Raw genomic sequence first — 17,498 nt, 5'->3', positions numbered from 1 at the left:
CGCGCGGGCGGCGTCGTCGACTACTCCGCCGCCCGCGCCACCTGTTCGCCGGGCGAGAACGTCTCGATGCGCCGGTTGGCGAATCTGAGGGCGATCTCGCCGCGCAGGAGTTTTAGCACTTCCTCGCCGAATACCTCGCGCCGCCAGCCCGAAAGGGCAGGCACCTGTGCCTTTTCGCCGTCGGCTGCAAGACGGTCGATGTCGTCGCTGGAGGCGAGCATCTTGGTGGCCACGCCTTCCTTCTCGGCCACCAGCTTGAGCAGCACCTTGATGAGTTCGGCCGCGGCAGCCGCCCCTTCCGGTGCGTGCTGGGGCTTGGGCAGCCTCGGCAGTTCCTCCTTGGTCAGGGCGAGGGCGGCGTTGACTGCCTTGAGCAGACCCGCCGCGGGGCTCGAGCGCTCCCAGCCCCTGGGTATGCTTCTCAGCCGACCGAGGGCGGCCACATCCTCCGGCTGCTGCTGGGCGATCTCGTAGATGGCGTCGTCCTTGAGGACGCGGCCGCGCGGCACGTTGCGCTCGCGCGCCTCGCGCTCGCGCCAGGCTGCCACCTGCTGCAGGACGGCGAATTCGATCGGTTTGCGTACGCGCAGCTTCAGCCGCTTCCAGGCGTCGTCGGGATGCGGATCGTAGGTTTCCGGCGCCGTCAGAACGCCCATCTCCTCCGTCAGCCAATGGGCGCGGCCCTCGCGCTCCAGCTCCTGCTCGAGGTACTCGTAGACGGGGATGAGGTGGGTGACGTCGGCCAGTGCATAGTCGAGCTGCTTCTGCGACAGCGGGCGATGGCGCCAGTCCGTGAAGCGCGAGGCCTTGTCGAGGCGTTCGCCGGTGGTGCGGTAGACGAGCTGGTCGTAGGAGACGCTGTCGCCGAAGCCGCATACCATGGCCGCTACCTGCGTGTCGAAGATCGGATGCGGGATGAGGTTGCCGAGATTGTAGATGATCTCGATGTCCTGCCTGGCTGCATGGAAGACCTTGGTGACTTTCTCGTTCGCCATCAGGCGGAAGAAAGGCTCCAGGTCCATCTCCGGGGCCAGCGGATCGACCATCGCGGTGACACCGGGCGCCGCCATCTGGATGAGGCATAGCTCCGGCCAGAAAGTGGTCTCGCGAATGAATTCGGTGTCGATGGTAATGAAGTCGGACTTTTCGAGCGCGGCGACAGCCTTTTCCAGCTCTTTGCGGGTTTTGATGAGTTCCATGCCTTCTCTTTAGGCGTTGACGCCCGAAATGTGAAGAAATTGTATCGCCCGACTTTCGCCGTGTGGTGGCCCTGCCTTGACAAAATGGGACGCGCATGCGCTTTTCGCGCCGATTTGACGAGGCCGACCAGCGCCCGTTCGCAGTGACCTTCAGACACGGACCAGAGATAATGCACCGCTACCGCAGCCATACCTGCGCAGAATTGAGAAAATCCGACGTGGGCGAGACCGTCCGGCTTTCCGGCTGGGTCCACCGCGTGCGCGATCATGGCGGCCTGCTTTTCATCGATCTGCGCGACCATTACGGCATCACGCAGATCGTCGCCGATCCGGATTCGCCCTCTTTCGGCACGGCCGAGACGGTGCGTGGCGAGTGGGTGATCCGCGTCGATGGTGCGGTGAAGGCACGTACGGACGAAACGGTGAACCCGAACCTGCCGACGGGCGAGGTGGAGATCTTCGCACGCGAGATCGAGGTCTTGTCTCAGGCCAAGGAGCTGCCGCTGCCGGTCTTCGGCGAACCGGACTATCCGGAGGACATCCGGCTCAAATACCGCTTCCTCGACTTGCGCCGCGAGACACTGCACAGAAACATCGTCGCCCGCACCAATATCATCGCCGACATGCGCAAGCGCATGGGCGAGGCCGGCTTCACCGAGTTCTCGACGCCGATCTTGACTGCATCCTCGCCCGAGGGCGCGCGCGACTTCCTGGTGCCCTCCAGGCTGCACGAGGGCAAGTTCTACGCCCTGCCGCAGGCGCCGCAGATTTACAAGCAGCTCATCATGGTGTCGGGCTTCGACCGCTATTTTCAGATCGCGCCCTGCTTCCGCGACGAGGACCCGCGCGCCGACCGGCTGCCCGGCGAGTTCTACCAGCTCGACCTAGAGATGAGCTTTGTCGAGCAGGACGAGGTGTTCTCCACCATGGAACCTATCATGCGCGGCGTGTTCGAGGCCTTTGCCAATGGCAAGCCCGTCACGCCGGAGTTCCGGCGCATCCCCTACGACGAGGCGATCCTGAAATACGGCACCGACAAGCCGGACTTGCGCAACCCCATCATCATGCAGGACGTCTCGGAGCATTTCCGCAGCTCCGGCTTCCGCGTCTTCGCCAACATCCTGGAGAGCGACCCGAACGGCGCCGTCTGGGCCATACCTGCGACGGGCGGCGGCTCCAGAGCCTTCTGCGACCGCATGAACTCCTGGGCGCAAGGCGAGGGCCAGCCGGGCCTCGGCTACATCTTCTGGCGCGAGGAGGGCGGCAAGGTCGAAGGCGCGGGCCCGATCGCCAAGAACATTGGCGAGGAACCCACCGAGGCGATCCGCCTTCAGCTCGGGCTGAAGCCGGGCGATGCCTGCTTCTTCGCCGCCGGTGATCCGAAGAAATTCTCCGCCTTTGCCGGGGGCGCCCGCACGCGCGTGGGCGAAGACCTGGATCTTGTCGACCGCGACCGCTTCGAGCTTGCCTGGATCGTCGACTTCCCCTTCTACGAGTGGAACGAGGACGAGAAGCGCATTGATTTCGGCCACAACCCCTTCACCATGCCGCAGGGCGGACTGGGTGCGCTGGAAAACGAGGAGCCGCTCGCAATCAAGGCCTTCCAGTACGACCTCGTCTGCAACGGCTTCGAGATCGCCTCCGGCGGCATCCGCAACCATCTGCCGGAGGTGATGGTGAAGGCCTTCGGCATCGTCGGTTTTCCGCCCGAGGTGGTGGAGGAGCGCTTCGGCGGGCTCTACCGCGCCTTCCAGTACGGCGCGCCGCCGCATGGCGGCATGGCGGCCGGCATCGACCGCATCGTCATGCTGCTCGTGGGAGCGAAGAACCTGCGCGAGGTGACCATGTTCCCCATGAATCAGCAGGCGCAGGACCTCTTGATGGGCGCGCCCTCGGAAGCCTCGCCGCAGCAGCTTCGCGAGCTGCATCTGCGGCTGGCGCCGCCCAAGCAGGGCTGAGGCGCTGCGCTTACTGGTTCGCCGTGACCGTGAGCCCGATCTGCTTGACGAGCATTTCGGGCGCGCCCATGGCCGCGCCCATCAGCATGGCGAAGGGAACCGGGGTGTCCGGCTTGGCGCTGATCTCCAGATTATCCGGATTCTCGAGGAAAGTGCCGACGGCCTGGGTTAGGTTCTGGGTCAGCTCTGCGCCGAGATAGGGGCCGAGCTGCATCGGGATGATCGCCTTCGCCTGGGCAACGATATCTTCCGGCTTGCTGCCCTGCTGTTTCGCCGCATAGTCGAGCGCCTTGCCGGTCAAAGAATCGTCGGTGAAGCGCAGCGTCATGCCGTGGAAGGTGAGCCGCTGCATCATGCCGAGCATGGCCATGCCTTGCGCCGTGTTGTTCCGCCCGCCGCCGGCGTTCTCCTCCGACTGCTTACTCATTTCGTCCATCGCCTGAATGAAGTCCGGCGTGTAGCCATCGAAATCAGCCATCAGGTGCAGCGTTCCCGCGTCCTCGACGGTCACTTCGTAGCGCGACACGGTCGTCCTTCCGTCGGAAGGGCGCCAGCTTCCCTCCATGCGCGCACGGCCGTTGATCTGGTCGTAGCCCATCTCTTTCAGCACATTCACGGCATTCGCGTTGCCCTCCACCGACCGCAGATCGAACAGGAAGGAGCCGACTGCGCTGTCGAGCATCATCGTATCGTCGTCCGAAACCGTGATCTCGGCATTGATATCCTCGGCGGAGACCAAAAGCCCGTCCTTGCCCTCGAAATTCACCCGCGCAAGCCCGGTCTGGTCGTAGCGCATCGTGCCATCGAAGGTGTCGGATTCGGCATCCGCAGGCAGCACAAGACCCCTCATGGTGAAGCCGGCGAAGGAGTAGGTCCCGCTTCGGCCCTCATATTGGAAGTCATCGACGGCGACGCTGTCCACCCGGTAGGCTCCGTCCCCGTCCTCGGTAACATCCCGCAGCGTCACGTCGCCGACCGGCACGGCAACGTCGCCGTCGGGGCCGCTCACCGTTACGGCCTCCAGCGTCACGTCGGCGCCATTCATGCGCGCGTCCTCATATGTGATCTCGATGTGCTGCTTGGCCGTGATGGCCTTCAGGCGCTCGCCGACATCCTCCGCCTCGATGGCAAAAGCGGCGGGAATGCCCCACGCCGCCAGAGCGCCGGCGAGGATTGCGGGTTTAAGGCAGAGGCTGTGGCGTTCCATGCGACGTTCCCCACGTAGCGGTTACGGTAACTTCTGTTCATGTCACGTAATATTCCGCCGGAAAGATGACTGGCGGCTTTTCCTGTGTCAATTTGCGGACGCAAATCATAATGAATGCCGATTGATTTAAAGAGGGACTATGCCATACGCGATCAATCGACGGCTGGTGCTGAAGCTGGCCGTGATGGGTTTTCTGGCACTCCTCGCGCTGGTGATGCCGGCCAGCGGCGCCATGCTCCACGACGGCGTGGTCTATAGCGGCAGGCTGCAGCTTGACATCCACACGCCCGCCGAAGAGCCCGTTCGCGCTAGCATTCTGCAACTGAACCTCTTCAGCTCGTCTGGCGGCGGACTGAAGCCGGTCGTCATCTACGCCCATGGCGGCGGCTGGGTGAAGGGCGACCGCAAGAGGGTCTATTCCCTGCCCAAATGGCTGAACTCCAAGGGCTATCTTCTCGTCGCCATCGACTACCGCAAGGTGCCGACCACCACCATCGACGGTCAGGCGCGCGATCTTGCCGACGCCGTTTCCTGGGTGCGCACGAATATCCGCCGCTATGGCGGCGATCCCAACCGCATCGTTCTGATGGGCCACTCGGCTGGCGCCCATCTTGTGGCGCTGACGGCGGCGCGCGGCATGGTCGGCCAAGTGCGCGGCGTCATACCCAACGACGTCCAGGCTTACGACATGGTCGCCTATGCCGGCATGCGCGGTTCGCTAGGCTATCCCTATCTCGACGCCTTCGGCTCCGACCCGGACAATTGGGTGCGCTGGTCGCCTGTCACCTATGCCCGGCAGGGTTCCGGCTTTCCGCCACACCTCTTCCTGCATTCCGGCTCCGACGGCGCACGTCGCCGAGCGCTCACCAAGGGCTACGCCAACCTGTTGAGAAGCCGCGGCGCCCGCGTCGAAGTCTTCGACGGCAGCCGCTACACCCACGGCTCCATCGCCAACCGGCTTGGTCGGCCCGGCGACGCGGCGACCGCCGCCATCGAACGCTTCCTGGAAAGGGTGACGCGCTGAGGCGGCCTGGAGCGTCGGCGAGGGCTGTACATGCGATGTCACGACAGTGATCCTCTCTGCGCGTTGGAAGACGTAAGGGCGCAGGTCATCGTCACCACGCCCGCCGAAGCGTCTGGCCTTTGTGATTGGCTGGGAAGCGGGGCGCGTTGTCCGAGCCACTCTATTCATTTTAAGGCGCGAGCAACGCGCCCCGCCGGCCGCTGTCCCGACATTCGACCGGTCTAAGGGCTCTTTCTGGCTCCGGACGGACACACGCAGTGAAGCGCCTTTGCCGAACCCCGCGGCTTTTCCGCATCCGGCACCGCCCATCTGTGATGGACCTGCCGGACTCCGGCCTGTTCGCGGGCCCTCACATGCCTCCGGAACCGACCCGGAGGGGGAGGCTGCCGCCGCCCTCCCTGATCTCCGGTCCGGACCCGGTTCCCGCGAGAGCGATGGGGACCATGATAGGGGCGGCTTTGGGGTGGCGGGCGAATTTTGCTGCGAGAAAAGTTTGCAGCTTGTGGGGGATCAATGGGTTAGCGGGACCTGCTCGGAAATTTTATCCCCGCCAAGAGGTTCGCGCGATTTCCCCTACCGACACACGAATCTTCAGGCGGGCGATATTCAGGCCAAACGGCCGGCCCGGAACCATTAGGAATTGTAGGACGTTTCCCCGGCGAAGCAACATAAGTTGGAGAAGATCATGCCTGACCCAGATGAAAGGAACAAGGCTCCAGAAGAAAGAACCACCGTGGTCAAGACCGGCGGCGGGGGAATGGGAACCGGTCTCATTGCAGGTATAGTTCTGGCTGCCGCAGTCGTTGTCGTCATTCTCTTCCTGGTCAGCGGGGGATATTTTGGCGGCGACATTGACAGCGAACTGACCTCAGGTGTCCCAGATACCGCCCCGGACGTGACTATTGAAGCGCCGGACGTGGAGGCGCCTCCCGCCGAGGGTGCCGCCCCAGAGGGCGGTCAGGAAGGTGGCCAATAGGCGGCAAACAGCCTTGAACAGTGGGCTTGCCCACTTGCCGCGAATCGCCTGCTGGTCTAACCGGAAGCCATGGGAAAAGAGCTTCTTCCGCCCGGCGGGGGCGATGATTCGGCGGCTCCCGTCGACCTGAGAAAGGCGCTCGAGGAGCGCTACCTGGCGTACGCGCTGTCGACCATCATGCACCGGGCGTTGCCCGACGTGCGTGATGGGTTGAAGCCGGTGCACCGGCGCATCATGCACACGATGCGGCTGCTGCGGCTTAGCCCCGACCAGGGTTTCGCCAAATGCGCCCGCATCGTGGGCGATGTAATGGGCAAGTTCCACCCGCACGGCGACCAGTCCATCTACGATGCGCTGGTGCGGCTGGCGCAGCCTTTCGCCATGCGCTACCCGCTGGTGGACGGGCAGGGCAATTTCGGCAATATCGATGGCGATAACGCCGCCGCCATGCGCTACACCGAAGCGCGCATGACCGAGGTGGCGGCGGAGCTTCTGACGGGCATCACCGAGGACGCCGTCGACTTCCGCACAACCTACAACGAGGAGGACGAGGAGCCGATCGTCCTTCCCGGTGCTTTCCCGAACCTTCTATGCAATGGCTCGTCCGGCATTGCCGTCGGCATGGCCACCTCCATCCCGCCGCATAATGCGGCCGAGGTGTGCGACGCGGCCCTTGCATTGATCGATGATCCGGAGACCCCGGTCTCGCGCCTGCTCGACTTCGTCAAGGGGCCGGATTTTCCGACCGGCGGGATCATGGTCGAGAGTGCGGCCGCCATCCGCGAGGCCTATGAGACCGGCCGCGGCGGCTTTCGCGTGCGCGCGCGCTGGGAGAAGGAGGACCAGGGCCGCGGCACGTGGAACGCCGTCGTCACCGAGATTCCCTACGGTATCCAGAAATCGCGGCTGATCGAGAAGATCGCGGAGCTCATCATCGCCCGCAAGCTGCCGCTTCTGGAAGATGTGCGCGACGAGAGCGCCGAGGATATCCGCGTCGTGCTGGTGCCGAAGAGCCGCACCGTTGAGCCCGAGTTGTTGATGGAATCGCTCTTCCGGCTCACCGACCTGGAAACACGCTTTCCCTTGAACATGAATGTACTTTCGCGCGGCAAGGTGCCGGGCGTATTGTCGCTGAAGCAGGTTCTGCGCGAATGGCTCGACCACCGGCGCGACGTGCTCTTGCGCCGTTCGCGCCATCGGCTGGCCGAGATCGAGCGGCGGCTGGAGATCCTCGCCGGCTATCTCGTCGCCTATCTCAACATCGACGAGGTAATCCGCATCATCCGCGAGGAGGACGAGCCGAAGCCCGTCATGATCGCCCGCTTCGAGCTGACGGACACCCAGGCTGAAGCCATCCTCAACATGCGGCTGCGCGCCCTGCGCAAGCTCGAGGAATTCGAGATCCGCAAGGAGTTCGACAAGCTTTCCGAGGAGAAGACGCAGATCGAGGGGCTGCTCGCCTCCACCGCCAAGCAGTGGAAGACGGTGCGCTGGGAGGTGGCGAAGGTGCGCGAGACCTTCGATCCGGAGAAGAACCCGGCGCTGGGCCGCCGCCGCACCACCTTCGGCGAAGCGCCCGCGCACGACCTGGAGGACGTGCAGCAGGCGATGATCGAGCGCGAGCCGGTCACCATCGTCCTGTCGGAGAAGGGCTGGCTGCGCGCCATGAAGGGGCACCTTTCGGACCTTTCCTCGCTCACCTTCAAGGAGGGGGACGCGCTCAAGCTCGCCTTCCACGCCCAGACGACGGATAAGATCCTGCTGTTCACCACCGGCGGCAAATTTTACACGCTGGGTGCCGACCGGCTGCCCGGCGGCCGCGGCCATGGCGAGCCGGTGCGCATCATGGTCGACATGGAGAACGATCAGGCCATCGTCACGGCCTTCGCGCATGATCCGGAGCGGCGGCTGCTTCTGGCCTCGCATGCCGGCAACGGCTTCATCGTGGCGGAGAAGGACGTTGTCGCCAACACCCGCAAGGGCCGGCAGGTGATGAACGTCAAGGCGCCGGACGAGGCGAAGCTGTGCATTCCCGTCACGGGCGACCACGTGGCCATCGTCGGCCTGAACAGGAAGCTTCTCGTCTTCCCCTTGGCGGAAGTGCCGGAGATGGCGCGCGGCAAGGGCGTGCGCCTGCAGCGCTACCGCGACGGGGGTGTGTCGGATCTCAAGACCTTTGCCATGGAAGCGGGGCTTTCCTGGCAGGATTCGGCCGACCGCACCTTTACCCGCTCGCGCGAGGAACTCACCGAGTGGCTCGGCAACCGCGCGGCGGCGGGGCGCATGGCGCCGAAGGGCTTTCCACGGACCGGGAAGTTTGGGTGAGCGCGTTTCCCTCCCCGCCAGGGGGAGGGAAGGGGCGTGTCGGATTCCTCCTCGTGCTATCGTCCTCGGCAAGGAACCGATCTCAGAAGGAGGACATCATGACCAACCAGGACAATCCCACCCCCGCTCACGATCGCGAGCTGGTGCTGACGCGCCTTTACGACGCGCCGCGCGAGAAGGTCTTCCGCGCCTTCACCGATCCCGAGATTTTTAAGCAGTGGTTCGTGCCGAGGCCGTGGACGATCACCTCGGCCGAGCTCGACGTGCGGTCGGGCGGCACCAACCGCTTCACCATGCGCGATCCCGATGGCAACGAGTATCCCAACCAGGGCGTCTATCTTGAGGTGGTGGAGAACGAGAAGCTGGTTATGACCGATGCCTACACCGAGGCCTGGCAGCCCTCGGAGAAGCCCTTCTTCACGGCCATCCTCACTTTCGAGGACGAGGGCGGCAAGACGCGCTATACCGCGCGGGCGCGGCACTGGACGGTGGAAGACCGCAAGGCCCACGAGGAGATGGGCTTCCATGAGGGCTGGGGGCAGTGCGCCGACCAACTCGCGGAGCTGCTGATTAAGATATGAGCGGCCGCGCTACACCGGGTGGCGGATGGTGCCCGCCGCGCGGCGGCGCCGGCGCCCGGTGTGGAGCTGCCAGAGCGAGTGTGCGGCAAGGGTGGCGATGAGGATCGTGCCGCCGATCAGGCTCGCCGTGGTCGGCACCTCGGAGAAGATCAGCCATACCCAGACCGGCGCGAGCACCGTCTCCAGCAGATAGAACATGGCGACCTCGGGGCCGGGGAGATATTTCGGCCCGTTGGCGAGGCAGAAGAAGGCGAGCGGGATGACAAGCCCGCCGTTCAGCACGATCCACCACGGCGCCTCGATGCGGTAGCCGGTCTTTGTTGTCATGACGGCGGCGATCGCGAAGGGCAGGGCGACGGCCACCAGCGCAGCGAAGCCCATGTCGCGCCCGCTCGCCCGCGTGATGGTGATGGCAAGTGCGATGGAGAAGGCGGAGGCAAGCGCCATCATGTCGCCGAAGAAATTGCCGGTGCCGATCCCGTCGCCGACGATGATGAGGACACCGACGAGCATGACGGCCATGGCGATGAGCGTTGCCGGCCGCGGGCGCTCCTTCAGGAATATCCAGGAAAGCAGCGCGGCGAACATCGAATTGAAGGCAAGGATGAAGACAAGGTTTGCCGTCGAGGTGTTGTAGACGGCGGCCATGAAGGCGACGGCCGAAATGCCGTAGAGGCCGGCGACCGCCAAGCCCGGCTTGCCGGGGACGAGCGGCGGGGCGTTGCGCGAGAAGCTGCGCCAGAGGAGCCACACGGCGAGCGCGGCGGCGACGGTGAGCCCGCTGCGCACCATGAGGATCGGCCAGTGGTCACCATCGGCGAGCCGGATGAGCGGGATGTCGACGGTCAGCGCCATGCCGCCGACGGCAGTCAGGAGCAGTCCCTTGGCATGGTTGCTGTGGTCATCCGGCAAGGTGCGCACGCACTCCAGTGGCAATGCGGGCAGGAGCGGGTGCTCAGTCGTACCGGTCCCAGCCGTTCGGACCCAGATGCTCCTGCGGCTTGAAGCGCACCTTATAGGCCATCTTGCGGGCGCCGTTGACCCAGTAGCCGAGATAGACGTGGGGCAGGCCGGCCGCGACGGCGCGGCGGATGTGGTCGAGGATCATGAAGGTGCCGAGCGAGCGGTCCTCGAAAGCAGGATCGTAGAAGGAATAGACCATGGAGAGCCCGTCGGCCATCTGGTCGGTGAGCGCGACGGCCATGAGCGGGCCTTCGCCGCGCCCGGTGATGAAAGAATCGGGGCCGCGCCGGCGGTATTCGATCACCTTGGTGTCGACGTGGGTGTCCTCCACCATCATCGCATAGTCGAGCACCGTCATGTCCGACATGCCGCCGCGCCTGTGGCGGGCATCGAGATAGGAGCGGAAGAGGGCGTATTGCTCCGTCGAGGGTTCGGCGTCATGGGCGGTGCCGATCAGGTCGGCATTGCGCTTCATGATGCGCTTCATGTTCTTCGTCGGGCCGAACTCCTGCGCCAGGATGCGCACCGACACGCAGGCGCGGCAGGTCTCGCAGGCCGGCCGGTAAGCGATGTTCTGAGAGCGGCGGAAGCCGCCCTGGGTCAAAAGGTCGTTGAGTTCAGGCGCCTTGTCGCCCACCAGGTGCGTGAAGACCTTGCGCTCGAACTGCCCCTCCAGATAGGGGCACGGCGAGGGCGCGGTTAGGAAGAACTGCGGTGATTGTGTCGGATGCTGCGTCATCTTTCGTGGGCGTCACTCCTTGGTCAGAGCCCATAATACCATGGACCGACGAGGGAAAACGTCAACCACATTATTGCCACCAGCGGCGCGCCGGCCCTGATAAAATCGCGGAAGGAGTAGTGGCCGGGGCCCATCACCAGGAGATTGGTCTGATAGCCGATGGGGGTGGCGAAGGAGGCGTTGGCGGCGAAGATGGTGGCGGCGACGAAGGCCATCGGCGGCGCGCCAATGGCCTCGGCGATGCCGACGGCGATCGGGGTGAACAGGACGGCGGTGGCGTTGTTGGACAGGAAATTCGTCAACACCGCCACCACGAAGAAGAAGCCCGACAACATAACCGCCGGGCCCTGGCCGTCCATCAGCGCCACCGCCCCGTCGGCGATGAGTTGTGCGCCGCCGGTGCGCTCCAGCGCCGTCGCGGCGGCGATGGAGGCGCCGACGAGCACGAAGATCTGTCGGTCGAAGGCGCGGCCGGCCTGCGGCAAGGTGAGGCAGCCCATAGCGATCATGGCGACGGCACCGATGATAGAGGTCGCCACGATCGGAAGCAGGTCGAGTGCCGCCGTGATCACGATGAAGGCGAATATGGCGATGGCGATGCCGGTCTTGCGGCGCTGCGGCACCGGCTCGGCCGACCATTCCAGCACCAGGAGATCGTGGCCCTCGCGCAACTCCTCGAAAGCCCTGTCGGTGCCGCCGATGAGGATCGTGTCTCCAGGCTCCAGGCGGATTTCCGACATCGGGGTGCGGCCCATCCGGTGCTTGCGCTGCACGCCGAGCATGTGGATGCCGTGGGTCGTGTCGATACCGGCGTTGCGGATGGTGCGCCCGGCATGCCGCGAAGCCGGCGCGATGACCGCCTCGGCGAGGTGATAGTCGGGGCCCAGCGGCTGCGAGGGATCGCCGGTGCCTGCGAAGTGCTCCCCGGCGCCGTTGGAGACGATGCTGGCGCCGCCGCGCGAAAGTGCGTTCAGGAAGGCCCGCCGCGTCGCCGTCACCACCAGCCGGTCGCCCTCCGACAGGGTGACGTTCTCGAAAGGCGGATAGAAATTCATGCCGCGCCGCACAATGAGGCGCGGCGTCAGTTCGCCGAGGCCGGGAAACAGGCCGGCACGCGATTCGACACCGATAAAGGGGTGTCCCGCCGTCAGCCTGAGCTCACCGATGAACTGGGTGCCGGAAACCGTCTGCTGATAGCTTGTCTCGCTGCTCGCCTTGCGCAGGATGCGCGGCATGACGCCGAGCACGTAGACCGCGCCGACGGCGGCAAGCAGCATGCCCGGGACGGTTATATCGAAAAAGCCGATGCCGATGCCCGACTTGGCCGCCACGCCGGCCACCAGAAGGTTGGTGGAGGAGCCGATAAGGGTCGTCATGCCGCCCAGGATGGTGAGGAAGGAAAGGGGCATCAGCGCCTTTGAAGCGGCGAAGCCGCGATGCGCGGCCATCACCGTGAGCACGGGAATGAAGATCACCACCACCGGCGTGTTGTTCAAAATGGCGCTCAGGCAGGCGGCGGCCAACAGCGTTATGATGATTGCGCGGGTACTGGAGCGGCCGCCCAGGCGCGAGATCATGCGCGCCGGCTTGTCCATGGCGTCGGTGGCGAACAGCCCCTGGCCGACGATGAGAAGCGCCAGCACCGTGGCGAGCGCCGGGTTGGCGAAGCCGGTCAAGAGCTCTTCCGGGTGCAGGCTGCCATAGGTCTCGTTCTCGTAAGGGAAGACGGCGAAGAGGAAGAGGAAGGCAGCTAAACTGCTCAGCGCCACCTGCTCCAGCGCGAAGCGCTCGCTCGTGTAGGCGATGACGGTTACGAGGATGATCGCATAGGTCATCCAGAGGTGGAAATCGGCCATCGCGTCCCGCATTCGACTGCACGCGGGCCGAAGTCGCTGCCCGCAGGTACGCCAGAGCATAAGCACGGCGCCTGCCGCCGCAAGCATGGATTTGCCCGCACTCCCTTCTCATGCGCAACTTTGCACCACGCCTTCGCTTCGGCGTGGCACGCCGTTCCGTCAGTCGGCGCGCACCACCACCGTGCCCAGAAGCAGGTCGTGCAAGGCACGCTTGTAGCGAAGGACAAGGGTGGCGAGAAGGATAAGGGGCGTGAGAATGGCGTTGCCGGCCCAGAACAGAACCGTGTGGACAATCGCCAGAAGCGGATCGACGCGCCCGCCATCGAGCCTTTCGAGGCGAATGCCCATCATGCGCATGCCAAATGTCGACTGATGCCGTCCGCCGAGTGTGGCGGCGATGTAGAGAAGGGCGGTCACCGGCCCGAGAATGCCGAAGAGCAGCCAGCCGAGGCCAATGGTCAGGAGGCCGAACAGGAATACCAGAAATCCAACGGGGATGAGAAGCAGGCCGATCAGGAGATAGTCGATGAGAAAGGCAATAACGCGCCGCGTGCGCACGCCCTGGAGGGTGCGCCAGTCGTCGAGTCGCGCGGTGATGACCTCGCCATCGAGCGTCCTTGAATGTGCGTCGGTGTGTGCCATTGGGCTCCTGCCTCTACGAGAAACGCAAGTCCTTAGCAGATGGGGATGGCCGGCGGGGTTTCAAGATTTTTCGGCTTTGTGAAGCGTTGTCGAACCATAGCGGTCAGCTCCGCTCCTCGGTATTTTCTTCTCCTTCAAGTTTCTTCCGCAGCGCCTTCATGACGCGGCCGGCTGTTTTGACGTCTTCGATGGGGAACCCCTCCACCAGCGCATTGACCCGTGGGTCATACAAGCTGATGGCCGCGTCATATGTCTGCTGTCCCTTGTCGGTCAGCACAACGAGGTGCGCGCGGCGGTGATGCGGGTTGGGCTCGAAGGTGACGAGCCCCTCCTTCGCCAGGTCGTTGACGATGCGCTGCACGTTCTGGCGGTTGGCACCGAGATCGCGCGCCAGCCAGGCGACCGGTTGCGGACGGTCCGCCGCGACGATGGCTCCCAGTATCTGCCAGCGGGCGCTGGTCAGTCCGAGGGGCGCGACGAGCCGGTCGCCCCAGGTCAGGGTCAGGTTGTTCACCCTGAACAGGTCGAGAATGAGGTCGGTCAAGGCATCAGCGGCCGGGGTTCGGTTGCTCGCATGCATTTTGTCACCATATAATTTAATTGACATCATAATGTCAAATTAGTATGTATCCATCACACCAGATTGACATCATATAACCAATTGAAGGGAATCTGTCATGTCGCTCCTGCGCCCAATGGACCCTACCTTCCCGATCGAACACCAACTTGCTGTCGAAGCCTCTCCCGTCGTGCTGGTGAACGTCTTCACGCTCGACAAGGCCGACGAGCAGACCTTCCTCCAAGCCTGGGAGGCTGATGCGGAATTCATGAAGCGGCGGCCGGGCTTCATCTCGACGCAGCTTCACCGGGCGATCGGCGAGAACCCGACCTACCTCAACTATGCAGTCTGGGGATCGACCGCCGACTTCCGCGCAGCCTTCACGCATCCGGAGTTCAGGGCGAAACTCTCGACCTATCCCTCCTCGGCTGTCGCCATGCCGCACCTCTTCCAGAAGGTCGCGGTGCCGGGCATTTGCGTCGCATAGGTCGGCTTGAGCCGGGTCAAGACCAGTCGCGTGATTGGGTGCGACAAGGTTGAAATTGAAGGAGGCTCATCATGGCCGACATCACGAACATCACGCGAGATAAGGCGGACGACCGTTGCTTGCTCAAACTGGTCCATCCGGTGGCCGGCACGCTCGCGCTCTTCACGATTGCAACCTTCTGGCTGTCGACGGCTCTCAGCGAGCTGTTTGCGCCCAAAGCCATCGTTATTGCTGTCAAGACGGCCATACCTTGGGGTTTCCTGTTGCTGATTCCGGCATTGGCGGCGGCCGGAGGCTCCGGCTTTGCGTTGGCGAAGGGCCGCCGTGCCGGGCTCGTCGCCGCAAAGCTCAGGCGCATGCCTTGGATCGCCGCCAATGGTATCCTGATCCTCATTCCGGCCGCGCTGTTCCTTGCATCCAAGGCGCGCGCCGCGGAGTTCGACATCGTCTTCTATGCGGTGCAGGCGCTCGAGCTCGTCGCCGGCGCGACGAATATAACGCTGCTTGGCCTTAACATGCGCGACGGCCTCAAGATGAAGGGTCGGTTCCGCCGGCGGGCAGCATGATACGGCTGGGACTGAAAGCCGTAATGTCCTTGGCACATCCTCTTGTGAGGACCCGGTTCGCCTCTACAAGCACCGCTCCCGGCTCAAGGCTTACGGCTCGTGGTCTGTAGGGAAAGAGGAGGCATGGTGCCGAGGCACCGCCATCCCCTAGCGGACTGCTAAAATCTCCGCCGCCTCGAGCGCGAAATAGGTGAGAATGCCGTCGCAGCCGGCGCGTTTGAAGGCGAGCAGGCTTTCCATCATGGCCCGGTCGCCGTCGAGCCAGCCATTGGCGGCTGCTGCCTTGATCATCGCGTATTCGCCCGACACCTGATAGGCGAAGGTGGGCACGGCGAAGCTGTCCTTCAGCCGCCGCACGATGTCGAGATAGGGAAGGCCTGGCTTGACCATCACCATGTCGGCGCCCTCGGCGAGATCCTGCTCGGTCTCGCGCAGCGCTTCGTCCGTATTGGCGGGGTCGATGTAATAGGTCTTCTTGTCGCCCTTCAGAAGGCCGCCGGTGCCGATCGCCTCGCGGTAGGGGCCGTAGAAGGCGGAGGCGAACTTGGTGGCGTAGGACATGATGGCGACGTCCTGGAAGCCGTTTCCGTCGAGCGCGTCGCGGATGGCGCCGATGCGCCCGTCCATCATGTCGGACGGGGCGATGACGTCGGAGCCGGCGGCCGCCTGCAGCACCGCTGCCTCGGCGATCTGCGCCACCGTCTCGTCGTTGACGATGACGCCCTCGCTCAGGATGCCGTCATGGCCGTGGTTGGTGAAGGGGTCGAGGGCGACATCGGTGATGACGCCGATCCCGGGCACCGCCTCCTTGATGGCGCGGGTTGCCTGATTGATGAGGTTATCGGGATCGAGAATGGCCGAGCCGCGCGCATCGCGCCGGCTCATATCGATGTTGGGGAAGGTGGCAAGGGCGGGGATGCCGAGCTTCGCCGCGCGTTCGGCCTGGAGCACCGCGAGGTCCACGGAATAGCGGAAGACGCCCGGCATGGCGGCGATCTCCTCCTGCCGCTTTTTGCCCTCGATGAGGAAGATCGGCCAGATAAGATCGTCGACGCGCAGGTGGCTCTCCTGTACCAGCCGGCGCGACCAGTCGGCCTTGCGCATGCGTCGCAATCGCCGGCCAGCGGTGATCTCGTCAACGCTGCGAATGGCTTCGGGCTTGGCGCGGGTCAGCTTGTTCACGGGCTTTTCTCCAATATGCCCCGATATTTATCACGCGCCGACGCGCCTGAACAACACGGAGCGCGGGCGCATCGCCCTCGTGCGGGCCCGTTGCGACGGAAAAGGCGGGAGTGCCGCCATTGACGCGGCGCCATGCCGCACATAATCACCAACTGAGCGTTTCGCGAGGGGAGGCTCGATTGGAAGGCGATTTCGGCGGTGGCGGCGACATCCGTTTTGTGCGGCAGGGTTGTGCGGGGGTCATCGTGCTCGACCGGCCGGCCGCGCTCAACTCGCTCACACATTCCATGGTCAAGGCCATTGGCCGCGCATTGACCGCCTGGCAGGCGGACGATGAAGTGCGTGTCGTCCTCATCAAAGGGGAGGGCAGAGCCTTCTGCGCCGGCGGCGACATTCTGGCCATCTATGAAGCCGGCCGCGCCGGGCGACCGCCGGTCGGCTTCTTCGCCGACGAGTACCGCCTCAATGCCGCCATCGCGCGCTTCTCGAAGCCTTATGTGGCGCTGATTGACGGAGTGGTGATGGGTGGCGGCGTGGGGGTGTCGGCGCACGGCTCGCACCGGGTGATGACGGAGAAGACGCTTTTCGCCATGCCGGAGGTCGGCATCGGCTTCTTTCCCGACGTTGGCGGCAGCCATCTCCTGTCACGCCTTCCGGGTCACTACGGCATGTACCTGGTACTGACCGGCGAGCGCATCGGCCAGGGCGAGGCGCTAGGGGCGGGGCTTGCCACCCACGCCGTCGATTCGACAGCACTTGCGGAGCTTGCCGACGAGATCGCAGAGACGGGCGACGTGGACGCCGCCCTTGCCGCCCGTGCCCGCGACGTTCCCCGGGAAAAGGACGGGGCCCGCCTTGAGGCCATCGCCCGCTATTTCTCCCCTTCGACGCTGGAAGAGTGCGTCGCCAGCCTTTCGCAGGGCGCGGAAGAGGGGGACGAGTTTGCGGCCGCGACGCTCGAGACAATCGCCAAGCGCTCGCCGACCAGCCTGCACGTCGCTTTCCGCCAACTGCGCCTTGGCGCCGCGTTGTCGATGGACGAATGCATGCGCATGGAGTTCCGGATCGTCAACCGCATGCTGGGCAATGGCGATTTCTACGAGGGCATTCGCGCGGCGATCGTCGACAAGACGAAGGCGCCGGCGTGGCAGCCAGCATCGCTCGACGCGGTGGACCCGGCGGCGATCGAGGCCTTCTTTGCGCCGCTTCCCGATGGGGAGCTCGAATTGTGACG

The 17,498-nt window shown here is 64.5% G+C and carries 16 protein-coding genes; 8 read left to right on the top strand and 8 right to left on the bottom strand.

Features of this window, described 5'->3' with window-relative positions:
* Nucleotides 1-20: 20 nt before the first annotated feature.
* Entirely contained in the window at nucleotides 21-1,199 is a 1,179-nt protein-coding gene (gene rnd, locus N5A92_RS12625) for a ribonuclease D (RefSeq protein WP_260903150.1), read from the bottom strand.
* A gap of 170 nt (nucleotides 1,200-1,369) precedes the next feature.
* Here rnd and aspS point away from each other — a divergent pair, with 170 nt between their 5' ends.
* Complete coding sequence (aspS, locus tag N5A92_RS12620) at nucleotides 1,370-3,157, top strand: aspartate--tRNA ligase (protein WP_260903148.1); 1,788 nt, start codon at nucleotides 1,370-1,372, stop codon at nucleotides 3,155-3,157.
* 10 nt (nucleotides 3,158-3,167) lie between these two features.
* Here aspS and N5A92_RS12615 read toward each other — a convergent pair whose 3' ends face one another.
* Nucleotides 3,168-4,364: a hypothetical protein gene (locus N5A92_RS12615; RefSeq protein ID WP_260903146.1), complete on the bottom strand. Its 1,197-nt coding sequence runs from the start codon at nucleotides 4,362-4,364 to the stop codon at nucleotides 3,168-3,170.
* Nucleotides 4,365-4,503: 139 nt separating this feature from the next.
* On the opposite strand from N5A92_RS12615, the gene N5A92_RS12610 reads away from it, so the two are divergent.
* From N5A92_RS12610 to N5A92_RS12595, 4 genes are all read left to right on the top strand, one after another.
* Entirely contained in the window at nucleotides 4,504-5,388 is an 885-nt protein-coding gene (locus N5A92_RS12610) for an alpha/beta hydrolase (protein ID WP_260903139.1), read from the top strand.
* Between the two features lie 685 nt (nucleotides 5,389-6,073).
* The gene (locus N5A92_RS12605) at nucleotides 6,074-6,364 is read left to right on the top strand and encodes a hypothetical protein (RefSeq protein ID WP_260903138.1); all 291 of its coding nucleotides are present in this window, start codon (nucleotides 6,074-6,076) and stop codon (nucleotides 6,362-6,364) included.
* Nucleotides 6,365-6,433: 69 nt separating this feature from the next.
* Complete coding sequence (gene parC / locus N5A92_RS12600; RefSeq protein ID WP_260903137.1) at nucleotides 6,434-8,689, top strand: DNA topoisomerase IV subunit A; 2,256 nt, start codon at nucleotides 6,434-6,436, stop codon at nucleotides 8,687-8,689.
* 98 nt (nucleotides 8,690-8,787) lie between these two features.
* Nucleotides 8,788-9,270 carry an SRPBCC family protein gene (locus tag N5A92_RS12595; protein WP_260903136.1) on the top strand — a complete coding sequence of 161 codons (483 nt, stop codon included), beginning with the start codon at nucleotides 8,788-8,790 and terminating at the stop codon, nucleotides 9,268-9,270.
* 9 nt (nucleotides 9,271-9,279) lie between these two features.
* Here the strand turns inward: N5A92_RS12595 and N5A92_RS12590 are convergent, their stop codons facing one another.
* The 5 genes from N5A92_RS12590 to N5A92_RS12570 all read right to left on the bottom strand — a co-directional run bounded on the left by N5A92_RS12590 (nucleotide 9,280) and on the right by N5A92_RS12570 (nucleotide 14,050).
* Nucleotides 9,280-10,182, bottom strand: a complete 903-nt coding sequence (locus tag N5A92_RS12590; RefSeq protein WP_482155901.1) for a DMT family transporter — start codon at nucleotides 10,180-10,182, stop codon at nucleotides 9,280-9,282.
* A 43-nt stretch (nucleotides 10,183-10,225) separates the two neighbouring features.
* Nucleotides 10,226-10,972 (bottom strand): arginyltransferase, encoded by a 747-nt coding sequence (locus N5A92_RS12585; RefSeq protein WP_260903135.1) that lies wholly within the window; start codon nucleotides 10,970-10,972, stop codon nucleotides 10,226-10,228.
* Between the two features lie 23 nt (nucleotides 10,973-10,995).
* Nucleotides 10,996-12,828: an SLC13 family permease gene (locus tag N5A92_RS12580; protein ID WP_260903134.1), complete on the bottom strand. Its 1,833-nt coding sequence runs from the start codon at nucleotides 12,826-12,828 to the stop codon at nucleotides 10,996-10,998.
* Between the two features lie 159 nt (nucleotides 12,829-12,987).
* The gene (locus N5A92_RS12575) at nucleotides 12,988-13,470 is read right to left on the bottom strand and encodes an RDD family protein (RefSeq protein WP_260903133.1); all 483 of its coding nucleotides are present in this window, start codon (nucleotides 13,468-13,470) and stop codon (nucleotides 12,988-12,990) included.
* A 103-nt stretch (nucleotides 13,471-13,573) separates the two neighbouring features.
* Nucleotides 13,574-14,050 carry a MarR family winged helix-turn-helix transcriptional regulator gene (locus N5A92_RS12570; RefSeq protein WP_260903132.1) on the bottom strand — a complete coding sequence of 159 codons (477 nt, stop codon included), beginning with the start codon at nucleotides 14,048-14,050 and terminating at the stop codon, nucleotides 13,574-13,576.
* A gap of 97 nt (nucleotides 14,051-14,147) precedes the next feature.
* On the opposite strand from N5A92_RS12570, the gene N5A92_RS12565 reads away from it, so the two are divergent.
* Together N5A92_RS12565 and N5A92_RS12560 are read left to right on the top strand one after the other, a co-directional pair.
* Complete coding sequence (locus N5A92_RS12565; RefSeq protein WP_260903131.1) at nucleotides 14,148-14,516, top strand: antibiotic biosynthesis monooxygenase family protein; 369 nt, start codon at nucleotides 14,148-14,150, stop codon at nucleotides 14,514-14,516.
* A gap of 71 nt (nucleotides 14,517-14,587) precedes the next feature.
* On the top strand, nucleotides 14,588-15,082 hold the full coding sequence (locus tag N5A92_RS12560) for a hypothetical protein (protein WP_425248570.1): 495 nt from the start codon (nucleotides 14,588-14,590) through the stop codon (nucleotides 15,080-15,082).
* A gap of 147 nt (nucleotides 15,083-15,229) precedes the next feature.
* Here N5A92_RS12560 and hemB read toward each other — a convergent pair whose 3' ends face one another.
* Nucleotides 15,230-16,264 carry a porphobilinogen synthase gene (hemB, locus tag N5A92_RS12555; protein WP_260903129.1) on the bottom strand — a complete coding sequence of 345 codons (1,035 nt, stop codon included), beginning with the start codon at nucleotides 16,262-16,264 and terminating at the stop codon, nucleotides 15,230-15,232.
* Nucleotides 16,265-16,443: 179 nt separating this feature from the next.
* On the opposite strand from hemB, the gene N5A92_RS12550 reads away from it, so the two are divergent.
* Nucleotides 16,444-17,496 (top strand): enoyl-CoA hydratase/isomerase family protein, encoded by a 1,053-nt coding sequence (locus N5A92_RS12550; RefSeq protein WP_260903126.1) that lies wholly within the window; start codon nucleotides 16,444-16,446, stop codon nucleotides 17,494-17,496.
* Nucleotides 17,497-17,498 lie beyond the last annotated feature (2 nt).

Source organism: Chelativorans salis (genome assembly GCF_025336525.1).
Lineage (GTDB): Bacteria > Pseudomonadota > Alphaproteobacteria > Rhizobiales > Rhizobiaceae > Chelativorans > Chelativorans salis.
This window is presented reverse-complemented; position numbering and strand designations above follow the sequence as displayed.